Source organism: Nonomuraea cypriaca (assembly GCF_015645445.1).
In the GTDB taxonomy this organism is placed as follows: Bacteria; Actinomycetota; Actinomycetes; order Streptosporangiales; family Streptosporangiaceae; genus Nonomuraea; species Nonomuraea cypriaca.
This window is the reverse complement of the sequence record NZ_JADOGI010000291.1, coordinates 1-11,376: the sequence shown is the minus strand read 5'-3', so window position 1 is coordinate 11,376 and position 11,376 is coordinate 1. Positions and strand designations below refer to the sequence as shown.

At 71.4% G+C, this 11,376-nt stretch carries 8 protein-coding genes; 6 read left to right on the top strand and 2 right to left on the bottom strand.

Translation table 11 applies throughout. From position 1 onward, the window contains the following. Together ITP53_RS49180 and ITP53_RS49175 are read right to left on the bottom strand one after the other, a co-directional pair. A partial coding sequence (locus ITP53_RS49180) for a DUF7158 domain-containing protein (protein WP_207757523.1) occupies nt 1–1,010 on the bottom strand: 1,010 nt, incomplete at its 3' end. Then, nucleotides 1,007–5,182, bottom strand: coding sequence for a glycoside hydrolase family 38 N-terminal domain-containing protein (locus ITP53_RS49175; protein ID WP_236052038.1), 4,176 nt, complete (start codon nt 5,180–5,182; stop codon nt 1,007–1,009). The genes ITP53_RS49180 and ITP53_RS49175, both read right to left, overlap by 4 nt. 202 nt (nt 5,183–5,384) lie before the next feature. Here ITP53_RS49175 and ITP53_RS49170 point away from each other — a divergent pair, with 202 nt between their 5' ends. The 6 genes from ITP53_RS49170 to ITP53_RS49145 all read left to right on the top strand — a co-directional run bounded on the left by ITP53_RS49170 (nt 5,385) and on the right by ITP53_RS49145 (nt 11,309). Beyond that, entirely contained in the window at nt 5,385–6,239 is an 855-nt protein-coding gene (locus ITP53_RS49170; protein ID WP_195902380.1) for a bifunctional methylenetetrahydrofolate dehydrogenase/methenyltetrahydrofolate cyclohydrolase, read from the top strand. 119 nt (nt 6,240–6,358) lie between these two features. Then, nucleotides 6,359–7,204, top strand: coding sequence for an SDR family NAD(P)-dependent oxidoreductase (locus tag ITP53_RS49165; RefSeq protein WP_195902379.1), 846 nt, complete (start codon nt 6,359–6,361; stop codon nt 7,202–7,204). Between the two features lie 48 nt (nt 7,205–7,252). Beyond that, a complete protein-coding gene (locus ITP53_RS49160; RefSeq protein WP_195902378.1) occupies nt 7,253–8,548 on the top strand; it encodes an MFS transporter in 1,296 nt (431 codons plus the stop codon). Between the two features lie 19 nt (nt 8,549–8,567). Further along, a complete protein-coding gene (locus tag ITP53_RS49155; RefSeq protein ID WP_195902377.1) occupies nt 8,568–9,746 on the top strand; it encodes a C45 family autoproteolytic acyltransferase/hydolase in 1,179 nt (392 codons plus the stop codon). Next, entirely contained in the window at nt 9,739–10,572 is an 834-nt protein-coding gene (locus ITP53_RS49150; protein ID WP_195902376.1) for a polysaccharide deacetylase family protein, read from the top strand. Before ITP53_RS49155 ends, ITP53_RS49150 begins: the two co-directional genes overlap by 8 nt. Then, the gene (locus tag ITP53_RS49145) at nt 10,572–11,309 is read left to right on the top strand and encodes an SDR family NAD(P)-dependent oxidoreductase (RefSeq protein ID WP_195902375.1); all 738 of its coding nucleotides are present in this window, start codon (nt 10,572–10,574) and stop codon (nt 11,307–11,309) included. The genes ITP53_RS49150 and ITP53_RS49145 overlap by 1 nt, the downstream gene beginning before the upstream one ends. Nucleotides 11,310–11,376 lie beyond the last annotated feature (67 nt).

The following is an 11,376-nucleotide window of genomic DNA, read 5'->3' as shown; positions in this document are numbered from 1 at the left end:
GGGTGCGGGGTGTGGGACCCGTGCGTCGGTGGCTGCTGTGGGGTGGTGGTTTCTGGAGGCGCTGGTTCTGGGGTCGCCATCGCCACGTGCCAGCCGAGAGCGTCCTTGACCGGGCTGGTGAGAGTGCCGTAAGGGTGGCTCTCGATGGCTTGGGCGATCGCCGTCGGCAACGAGTCGAGCGTGATCAGACCGAGGGGCTCGAGGTCGGCCGGGGTCGCCGAACGTGCGTGCCCGGGATCCCCGAACAGGCGATGCCGTACGAAGTGACGGCGAGGGCGCTCGGGGGAGGACGGGCGGCGCCATTCAGGAGGAACGGTCACCGCCGCGGTGACATGCTGGAACAAGGCTCGCACCCAAGGGCTGCCGTTGTAGGCGGCGGCGTTGATCGAGCCCAGCTCCACGGCGGCCACCCGATCGAGCGGCGCCCCTGCGGCTTGGGGTTCTCCGGACAAGGAGGCGGCGGGCTGAGGCCCTGAACGTGGGCTCGCGCCGGGACCGGTCTCCGCCCCTGGGCTCGCGTTGGGGCCGGTGTCTGCCCATGGGGTCACGTTGGGGGTCGCGTTGGGGCCGGTGTCTGCCCGTGGGGTCGCGTTGGGATCGGTGTCCGCCCGTGGCGCGGCGTCGGGATCGATGCCCGCCCGTGCCGCGTCGGGATCGGTGTCTGTCCGTGGGGTCGCGTTGGGATCGGTGTCCGCCTGTGGGGGTCGGTCTTGCTGGGATGTGCCTTCGGGGCTGGGGGATCGGCGTGGGTTCCCGTGGGCAAGGTGCAAGCTCAGGGCGTTCTGTGGTGGTTCCTGTCGCGGGCGCAGGCCGAGGGCGGCAGCGGTTGTTTCGCAGAGGGCCTCCGTGAGGATGACCTGGGTGAGCCAGCGGGCCAGCTGGCGGTCCTCCGAGGTGCCCGGCACCGGGAGCGCCGATCTCAGCGGGCCGTCGCGTAGGTCGGTGAGTCGCTGGTCGAGGCGGTCACGGGGGATGGGGTGGTCGTCAACCCAACCGATCACCGCGGTCACCGGGTCACCTCCAGGCGGATCGCCGGCGAGTATTGGCAGCGGCCGAACCACATGACCTTGGCCAGCGTCCAGAAGTGGCCGGTTGGTTCGTCACCGGGGACCTCCACCGGGAACGCCACGTCGATCGTCTTGCCCGCGGCAACCGTGAAGCCCTGGATGACCTGCGGGAGCATGGCCCAGGTGCCCCAGGGGGAGGCCAGTTGGGCCTCGCCGCGGATCTCGTCGGACGTGGTGTTGGCGAGTCTCAGCGTGAGAGCGGTGCGGTCGCCGGGACGGAGGGACAGCGAGTCCGTGACCATGGCGATCGACAGGCCGGCGGGGCGTGCCTCGGCCGACTTGGTGCCGCGTACGGCGGTGCCGGACTCCGGAGGTGGGCCCGCCACGGGGAGTTCGGGGGCGTCGCCGATGGCCACGGTGGTGACGTCTTCGATGAGCTGGCCGCCCGCCGCCGTGCGGGCTGAGACGAAGTGGAGGCCCGGCCTTGGTAGGGAGGCCCCTGGTGCGGGATCGACGGTGACGGGGAAGCGGAGGTGGCCGCCCGGGGCGAGACGGTACGGACGTTGGGCGGGGGTGGAAGTCCAGCCGTCGGGGACGCGGACGTCCACGAGACCCTCGTGGGGTTCGTCCGTCAGATGGGAGGAGAGCACCACCTCCACTTCGAACGGCCCCTCCGGCGACGTGACGAGGCCAGGGGAGATGGCAATGGAGATCGGCAGGTAGCCCAGGGGGGCGGGACCCTTGTTGTGGAGCCAGTAGCGGCTGTAGACGGGCTGGGCCCGCTCGGTTGTGGGGGCGAGCTCTGGCTTGGTGGGCTGGGGCGGGGTGGCGGCCAGGTAGGTGGCGACCTCGAAACCGCTGAGGTCGAGGTCCGTGATCGGGGTGCCGGGGCGTTCCAGGAGGTCGGAGCGGGTGAGGGCGTCCAGAGGGAGGACGGGAGAGGCGATCTCGGCCCGGCTGCCCAAGCCCGTGGATTCCACCAGCCGTATCGTCACAGCGCGACCCCACGCGGCTTCTCCGCCCCTGGGCTGTGAGGTGGTGTGGCCGTGGGCGTGGGGGTTGCCGGTGGATTTCAGGGTGCCGAGGAGGACGTCGCGGGGTGGAGTGATGGTGAGGAGGGAGTGGACCTGGGGGAGGGGGCCTGGCTGGGCGGCGTCCATGACGCGGGGCAGGAGAGGGGTGATGTGCTCTTGGGCTGTGGCGGGGAGTCGCAGCGCACGCCAGTCGCCTTCGCCGGCCACCAGGGAGTAGGAGAACTCGTGTGTCCAGTGCTGGAGCTGGAAGCCCGAGCCGTCCGGGGTCGTGCGGTGGGGTGGGTCGAGCCAGATGCCTGAGGGCCAGCCGGTGCACGAGCGCATGAGCGACAGATGGAGCGCCCCCGACGGGTCCACCGCGAAGCCGGGCAGCCCGTACGTCAGCAGCGCCACCGTACGGTCGTCGAGCCGTTCGGAGCCCAGCGGGCACACCGCTTCGATCGTGGCGTCGGCCAGGTCGCTCACCAGGTCGGCGACCGGACCGGCGACGATCAGGGCGGGCAGCGCGCGCAGGTCGCGCAGGTCGGCGCTGGGCTGCCACACCTCCGCCAGCGGACGCTCGGCGGGGACCCACACCCGCGGCGCGCCCGACTTCAGCGCGTCCAGATAGGCCGGGTCGGCATCGGCCAGCAGCTCGGCCGCCAGCGGGTTGGTGTCGGGGCCGCCCAGCACGATGCGTACGTCCGGCAGGTTCGAGTCGACGTCGAGCCAGCCGTAGCGGGTGCCGTGGGCGGAGGACGTCGTGGCGGTCACGCCGGCGCGGGCCAGCGCCACCACCAGATCGCGGGCCGCAGGGGCGTCCGGCAGGGCGGGCACCACCACCTCGGCCACGCCCAGCGCCCGCGCGCCCGCCGCCCCGAGATCGACCTTCGCGGTGGCGGACAGGCCGAACCAGGTGTTGGCGGGGTTGTCCAGTGTCCACGGGTGCTCGGCCGTGTCGACGTCGGGCAGCGCGAAGCCGCGCCCCACCACCGCGCCCGACACGTCGGACACCGGCAGCGCGCCCTCGACGTGGGCCGGGAAGCGGACGCGCAGCAGCCGGTCGGCGCCGGTGTGGTCGAGCACGCGGGTGGTGAAGTCGATGCGGTCGGAGCCGGTCAGCAGGGTGACGGTCTGCTCGTAGGTGATCTCGCCGACCTGCCCGGTGACGGTCAGGCGCCGGCCTGTCGGGCTCGTCTCCGCACGGGTGGAGAGGGCCCGCGTCTCGGCCGATCCCACGACGTCGCCTGTGGGGATCAGATGCCACGGGCCCTCGCCCATGTCCGGATGTTGTGGATATTCGTCGTAGAGGCGCAGCTCGTTGCCGACGCCGGACAGGAGCTCCGCGCCCGAGACCCGGTCGAGGATCGAGGTCAGCCCGCCGCCGCGCGCCGGATCGGCCGACACCTGCCACCGATCGTTCTGAATGGTGACGACGCCTTCGTTTTGCGAACTGAGCCAGGGGGCAGGGGTGCCCGGCACCACCTGGTAGGTGCGCCACCCCATCGATGGAACGTCCGCGGCGAGGAACGTGAGAGTGCCGTCCGCCAGCACGGCGGGCACCTCGGCACCCGAGGAGTCGGCCACGGTGTGACCGGCCGGCACCCGGACGCGGACCAGGCCGTCACGGGCGAACGGCAGCGTGTTGGTCACCACCACGCTCCGGCCGTCCAGCGCGATCTCGCCGGTCAGCGCGGTGAGCGCGTTGTCCCGGGCGGCCACGGCCAGGTCGTGGGCCTCGCGCCAGCCGGTCAGCAGGTCGATGTAGACCTGGTCGGACTCCGAGCCGGTGATCGCGTCGTGGTGGGCGCCGTAAGCGAGCTGCCGCCACACCTTGTCGAGAGCCGTGTGCGGGTAGCCGCCGAGCCCGAGCATGGCCGCGAACGCCGACAGCCGCTCGGCGTCCAGCGCCGCCACCTCCGCCGCCCGCTGGGCCTGCTTGGTGTCGATGTAGGAGACGTCCTTGCCGGTGTAGACCGGGTTCATGTCGCGGGTCTGGGGGCTGAAGGCGGGAAGATCGGCGCGGACGGCGTCGAGGAAGTCGCGCGGGGTGGCGCAGGCGAATCTGGGCCAGACGTAGCGGGCTGCCCACGTGCGGTGGACGTCGGTGATCCACTTGTTGGGCGGCGTGTAGTCGGTGCCGACAGGGAGCAGGATGTGCTTGGTCGCGGCCACGGGCTTGAGCGAACGGTAGAGGTCGTAGACCGCCTGGCACGCCTCCTCCAGCGAGGGTGAGGAGTCCATCCACCAGCCGGCCGAATAGTGGGCGGGCATGTAGTGGGTCAGGACGCCCAGCCCGGACGGCGAGATCCACTCGAACTCGCTCGGGAACTGCATCAGCGCCGCGTCGTTCTTGGCCTGCCTGAAGTTCTTGCTGATCGGGCCCCACTGGTGGAACGGCCCGCGCGCCCACGCGCTGCCGGTCAGCCCGGCCGCCGCGAGGTAGCCGGGGAACTGCGGGTCGTGCCCGAACACGTCGAGCTGCCACGCGGTGCGCGGGTCGCCGCCGAGGATGTCGCGCTGGTAGCCGATGCCGTAGACGAGGTTGCGGATGGTGGTCTCGGCCCCGGTCAGGTTGGTGTTGGGCTCGTTGTACGACCCCCCGACCAGCTCCGCCCTGCCCTCCGCCAGGAGCGCGCGCAGGTCGGCCCGCCGCTCAGGATGGGTGTCGAAGAACGGCTTGAGATAGTCGACCTCGGCCAGCACGAAACGGTAGTCGGGATCGCGCAGCGCCAGCTCGATGTGCGCCTCGACCAGCGCGAACGCGTTTCGCTCCCACAACGGCCTGGTGGTCGAGTCGCCGGCCAGCAGCTCCCACGGGCTCGTGTAGGCGGCCTGCGTGTTCCACCAGACGGGGTCGTAGTGGAAGTGGGACACCAGGTGCATGGTCCAGCCCGGCTCCTCGGCCGTGACCTCGACCTCCAGCGCCTCCCCGGCCAGCGTGAGCACGCAGGGCACGGTGACGCCCGGCGGCACGGACACGGCCAGCGGCACCTCGAGGACGCCCGCCGCCGGCGGCACGGTCACCGGCCCGGCCAGCCGCACGCCGTCGCCGCGCAGCTCCAGCGGCGCCTCGTGCGCGCCCTCAGCGACGGTGACGCGCAGCACCTGGTGCGGCTCGTCGGGCGAGCCCACGAACAGATCGGTCGACTCTGCGGACAACAGGCGGAAAGGCAAGGGGGAACCTCCGTGAGCATGTTGCTGGCGCCCGTAACACTAAGCCCTTCCACCATCGATGACAACGATGTCAACGGTTGCCTGTGGATAACCGAGGGCGACTGCCTCGCACCTGTGGATAACCGGCGGGCGCGGCTCATGGGGTGGGTGGTACCGAGGGCTCAGGAAGGCATGGAAGGATTGCGGCATGAGCGCAGTGAAACTCGACGGCAAGGCGACCGCCGCCAAGATCAAGGCAGACCTCACGACCCGGGTGGCCGCGCTCAAGGAACGCGGCGTCACCCCCGGCCTGGGCACCGTGCTCGTGGGCGACGACCCGGGCAGCCAGATCTACGTGGCGGGCAAGCACCGCGACTGCGCCGAGGTGGGCATCGCCTCCATCCGCGTCGACCTGCCGGCGACTGCGGGCCAGGCCGACGTCGAGGCGGCGATCGACGAGCTCAACGCCTCACCCGCGTGCACCGGCTACATCGTCCAGCTGCCGCTGCCCAAGCACCTCGACACGATGGCCCTGCTGGAGCGCATGGACCCGGCCAAGGACGCCGACGGCCTCCACCCGGTCAACCTCGGCCGCCTCGTCCACATGGTCGACGCGCCGCTCCCGTGCACGCCGCACGGCATCGTGCTGCTCCTGCAGGAATACGGTGTGCCGATCAAGGGCGCCGAAGTGGTCGTGGTCGGCCGCGGCATCACGGTCGGCCGCTCGCTCGGCCTGCTGCTTACCCGCCGCAGCGAAAACGCGACCGTGACCCTCTGCCACACCGGCACCCAGGACCTCGCCGCCCACGTGCGCAGGGCGGACATCGTGGTGGCGGCGGCGGGCGTGCCGGAGCTCATCAAGCCCGACATGGTCAAGCCCGGCGCGGCCGTCCTCGACGTGGGGGTCTCCCGGGTCGAGGGCAAGATCGCCGGTGACGTCGCGCTGGCAGTCGAGGAGGTCGCGGGGTTCCTCACGCCCAACCCCGGCGGTGTCGGGCCGATGACGCGGGCCCTGCTGCTGTCCAACGTGGTCGAGGCGGCGGAGCGCGCCCTGCGGGGCTGAGCAGGCGGGCGCGCCTCCGTCATTTGACGGAGGTCGCCGCCGGCCCGTCGGCCCAGGATGGTCCTCGAGGGCCCTGCCAGCGCGCATGCGGGTGGGGCGGTCCCGAGAGGAGCGGTCCTATGGAGCTGGACGGGCTGGTCGCCGTCGTCACGGGCGGAGCCTCCGGTCTCGGCGCCGCCATCGTGGACGGCCTGCACGCCCGCGGCGCGCACGTCGTCTACGGCGACCTGCACGACCGCCACGACAAGCCCTGGGAGAACCAAGGCAAGCCCGGGGTGCACCGGAGCAAGCCCTGGGAGGGCACAGCCACGCCCAACGAGGGCTGGCCCGGGGAGGACGGAGGCACGCCCGACGAGGGCCGCGGTGAGCCGGTTTATCAGCGGCTCGACGTTCGCGACCGGGAGTCGTGGACGGTGCTCGCCGACGAGGTGAGAGCACGACACGGCCGCCTTGACATCCTCGTCAACAACGCCGGCGTCAGCGCCCGCAAGAGCCTCCTGGACACCGGTGACGACGACTGGGACCGGGTCCTGCGTACCAATCTGTGGGCCCCGTGGACGGGCATCCGGACGTTCGTGGGCGAGCTGACCGCCAGCCCCGCCGCCAGCGTCGTGAACATCGGCTCCATCTACGGCCACATCCCACCGCCACCCCCGCCCTCACCCCCGTCGTCGGTGGCGTACCAGGTCAGCAAGGCCGGGCTGCACATGCTCACCAAGACCGCCGCGGTGGAGTTGGCCGGCCGCGGCATCCGCGTCAACAGCGTCCTGCCGGGGGTGTTCGTCACCCCGCTGCTCCAGGAGTTGTCCGACGAGCAACTGCGTCCCCGCATTGAGCGCGCGCCCATGGGCCGTCCTGGGGACCCCGCCGACGTGGCCGCGGCGGTGGCGTACCTGGCCTCGCCTGCGGCGTCGTTCGTGACGGGCGTGCTGCTCCCGGTCGACGGCGGTTACATCGCGTCGTAACCCCCCGACGAAAGCCCCACGAGCCTCATAGCAGAGTGAGAGGTCGCGATGAGCGCCCAGAGCACCACAACCCCCATCCCCCGTAGCTCGAACACGCGCGCCGTGGTCGCGGGCAGCTTCGGCAACATCATGGAGAACTACGACAACATGGTGTACGGCTACACGGCCGTCACCCTGGGCACCCTGTTCTTCCCCGAGTCCGACGGCCTGGTCGGGACCCTCTACACCTTCGCCGTGTTCGCGGTCGGCTTCCTGATGCGCCCGCTCGGCGCCATCACGTTCGGCCACGTCGGCGACAAGTTCGGCCGCCGCACCGCGCTGGTGGTCAGCGTGCTCATGATGGGCGCCGCGACCACCCTGATCGGCCTGCTGCCGACGTACGACAGCATCGGTGTCCTGGCCCCGCTGCTCCTGGTGATCCTGCGCATGGTACAGGGCTTCTCCGTGGCGGGCGAGTGGGCGGGGTCGGCGGCGTTCCTGGTCGAGTACGCACCGGCGCGCAGGCGCGGCTTCTTCGGCAGCTTCAACCAGGTCTCGACGGCCGGCGGTTTCCTCCTGGCGTCCGGCGTCGTCGCGCTGAACCACACGATCTTCACCGACGAGCAGGTGAACGCCTTCGCGTGGCGCATCCCGTTCCTCCTGTCGCTGCTCACCGCGGCGGCCGCGCTGTGGCTCAGGTACGGCATGGCGGAGACACCGGCGTTCGCCGAGGAGCAGGCGAAGGGCGCGACCGCGAAGAGCCCGCTGCGCGAGGGCGTGCGCACCGAGTTCCCCGGTATCGCCCGCGGCTTCGGGTTCACGATGTTGTGGACGGTCGCGTACTTCTTCTTCCTGACCTATCTGCCCACCTGGCTCACCGACGTGGCAGGGGTGGATCCTGGCGTGGCCCGCGCCTCGAACATCGTCGGTCTCGTGACGCTGACCGTGTGCATCGCGGCGTTCGGCGCGTTGTCCGACAGGGTCGGGCGCAAGCCGCTGCTGACCGCGGCGGCGATCGGGTTCCTGGTGCTGAGCTGGCCCATCATGACGCTGCTCCAGAGCGGCGGCACGTTCGGCGTGTACGCGGGCCAGATCGTCATCGCCGTGATCCTGGCCATGTTCTCGGGTCCTGGCCCCGCCGCGTTGTCCGAGTTGTTCCCCACGAAGCTGCGCTATTCGACCATGTCCATCGGCTACAACTTCGCCGTCATGGCCTTCGGGGGCACGGCGCCTTTCGTGGCCACCGGGGTCGTGGAACTCAGCGGCTCCGGGATGTCGCCCGTCCTGTTGCCGATCGTCTCCGCGGCCGTCACGCTCGCGGTGGTGCTCGGCATGCGGGAGACGGCACACCGGAACCTGCACTAAGTCAGAGGGAGGTCCAGCCATGAATCCACCGCTGATCGCGGTCGAGGGCACGTACGAGGAGATGGGCGCCGAGCTCGGCCGGCGTACGAGCGAGCTGGTCGGGCAGAGCCTGGACACCTACCTGCGCCGCTTCCGCGACCAGGCCGGGCTCACCGAACGGGACGTGCTGCGCTGGGGCGCGGTCTACCTCGACGTGGCCAGAGAGTACGACGCCCGCATCGCCGCCATGCTCGAAGGGCTGGCGGCGGGCGCCGGCCGGCCGATCGAGCACATCACCGCGCTCAACGCCCGCACCGAGATGCTGTACGGCACCGGCTACCACGACGAGGGCTGCACCTCGGTCGCCGTGCTGCCCAAGCACACCAGGACGGGTCACACGCTGCTGGCACAGAACTGGGACTGGCATCCCGAGCAGGGGCCGGTGACGTTCCTGCTGGCGACGAGGGACACCGAGGGCTTCGCGGTGATCACTCTCGCCGAGGCGGGCATGCTGGCCAAGTCCGGGCTGAACTCGGCCGGTCTCGGCGTGTGCGCCAACCTGCTGGTCTCGGACCGCGACACCGGCGGGGCCGGGGTACCGTACCACTATCTGCTGCGCGGCGTGCTGCAGTCGCGGACGATGAGCGAGGCGCACCGCAAGGCGCTGGACGTACGGCGGATCTCCTCCGGCAACCTGCTCATCGCGGACGCCGGAGGCGAGGCGATCGACCTGGAGGTCGCGCCCGGCGTGTTCGGGACGCTGCTGCCGCAGGACGGGATGATCACCCACTCCAACCACTTCCAGTGCCCGCTGCCACTGGTGGACAAGAAGGCCGCCACCTCGGCGCTGACCCTGCTGCGGCCCACGCGGGCGCGGCACCTGCTGGAGGATGCGGCGGCGGCGCGGAACCTGGAGCTCGCGGACATCGTGGCCGCCCTGCGCGACCACTACTCCCACCCCGACAGCATCTGCCGCCACGTGAACCCCGACGTCGGGAAGGGGGAGGAGGTCGCCTCGGTCTACTCGGTGGTGATGGATCTCGACCTGCGCGACCTGTACATCGCCGCGCATCCGCCGTGTGAGCGCTCGTACGAGCGTTGGCGGCTCGGCGACGCGTTCGCGCCCGGCGCGGCACCGGACATCCACTTCGAGACGGCGCCGGACATCCACTCCGAGAGAGAACCGGGCACCCACTTCGAGAGGGAGCGACATGCCTGAGACGATCTGCCTCACGTTCGACTTCGACGCGATCTCGCTCTGGCTGGCTCGCGGCATGGCCACGCCAGGCCCGGTGTCGCGGGGCGAGTTCGGGGCGCACGCCATCCCGCGCATACTGAAGCTGCTGCGGGAGCGCGACATCACCGCGACGTTCTTCATCCCCGGGCACACCGTGGACACCTATCCCGCCGAGTGCGCCGCCATCGCCGCGGCCGGCCACGAGATCGCCCTGCACGGGTACGTCCACGAGCCCGTCTCCAAGCTCGACCGGGACGCCGAGCTGGCCACGTGCGAGCGGGCCCGCGAGTCGATCAGGAAGGTCACCGGTTACGAGCCGCGGGGCAACCGCACGCCGAGCTGGGACTTCACCTCCTCGACCGTGGAGGTGCTGCTGGAGCTGGGCTGCGAGTACGACTCCAGCCTCATGGGCACCGACTACACCCCCTACTACGCCAGGCGCGGCGACGTGGCCGACCCGGCGGGGCCGTACCGGTTCGGCGAGCCGACGTCGCTCGTCGAGCTGCCGGTGTCGTGGTCGCTGGACGACTATCCGCAGTTCGAGTACCTGCGTACGGACACGGGGATCATGCCGGGCCTGCGCGAGCCCGCCACCGTGTTCCGCAACTTCCTCGACGACATCGACTACATGGTGCGCGAGGAGCCCGGCGGGGTGTGCGTGCTGACGTTCCATCCGCAGGTCATCGGGCGCGGGCATCGCCTGCTGGGGCTCGAACGCTTCCTCGACGCCTGCCTCGAACGCCGGCTCGTCTTCCGTACGTGCCTGGACACCGCCCGCGCCTTCAGTACCGGCGGAACGGGGGTGTGATGCGGGCGCTGGTGATGGGCGCGAGCGGCGGGATCGGCTCGGCGGTGTGCGCCGCGTTGTCCCGGGCGGGCGACGAGGTGGTCGCGGTGGACTCGCCGCGCTCCACGGTGGCCGCCGACCATCGACGGCACGTGGTGGCGGACCTCGCCGAGCCTGGCGCGGCGCGGGCGGCGGTGCTGCGGGCATGGGACCTGTACGGGCCGCTGGACGTGTTGCTGCACGTGGCCGGCCTGTACCCGGCGCGGCGCGCGCTGGAGAGCACCGAGGAGCTGTTCGACACGGTGATGGCCGTCAACACCCGGTCGGCGCTCATGGCCGCGACCGCGCTGGCCGAGCTGTGCGAACGGCACGGGCGCGGCGCGGCCATCGTGTTCACCAGCTCGGGCGGCGCGCTCCGGCCACGTCCCGGCACGACGGTGTACGCGGCCTCGAAGGCGGCGCTGGAGGCCGTGACGCGCGGGCTCGCACTGGAGCTCGGGCCGCTGGGCGTGCGTGTCAACGCGGTCGCGCCGGGGTTCGTGGCCGTCGGATCCGCACTGAACCCCGTCCCGGACACGTACGTCGAAGCCATTCGCGCCGCCAGTCCGGCCGGCCGGGTCGGGACGCCGGACGACATCGTTCCCGGCCTGCTGTGGTTGTGCTCGGCGGACTCGGCCTGGGTGAACGGCCACGTTCTGGCCACCGACGGCGGCGCCGGTCTCGGCTCCCGCACGGCCCCGTCATGGCTGCCGTCCTGACGGCGTCAGCTGGGGTCGTCCTGACGGCAGGCGGTCCTGGCGGCGGGCGTCAGCCGGGGGTGGGGAG

What these genes read in the sequence shown, in the direction of transcription:
- ITP53_RS49170 (WP_195902380.1), top strand. Translation starts at nt 5,385, where the DNA reads ATGAGCGCAGTGAAACTCGACGGCAAGGCGACCGCCGCCAAGATCAAG.
- ITP53_RS49165 (WP_195902379.1), top strand. Translation starts at nt 6,359, where the DNA reads ATGGAGCTGGACGGGCTGGTCGCCGTCGTCACGGGCGGAGCCTCCGGT.
- ITP53_RS49160 (WP_195902378.1), top strand. Translation starts at nt 7,253, where the DNA reads ATGAGCGCCCAGAGCACCACAACCCCCATCCCCCGTAGCTCGAACACG.
- ITP53_RS49155 (WP_195902377.1), top strand. Translation starts at nt 8,568, where the DNA reads ATGAATCCACCGCTGATCGCGGTCGAGGGCACGTACGAGGAGATGGGC.
- ITP53_RS49150 (WP_195902376.1), top strand. Translation starts at nt 9,739, where the DNA reads ATGCCTGAGACGATCTGCCTCACGTTCGACTTCGACGCGATCTCGCTC.
- ITP53_RS49145 (WP_195902375.1), top strand. Translation starts at nt 10,572, where the DNA reads ATGCGGGCGCTGGTGATGGGCGCGAGCGGCGGGATCGGCTCGGCGGTG.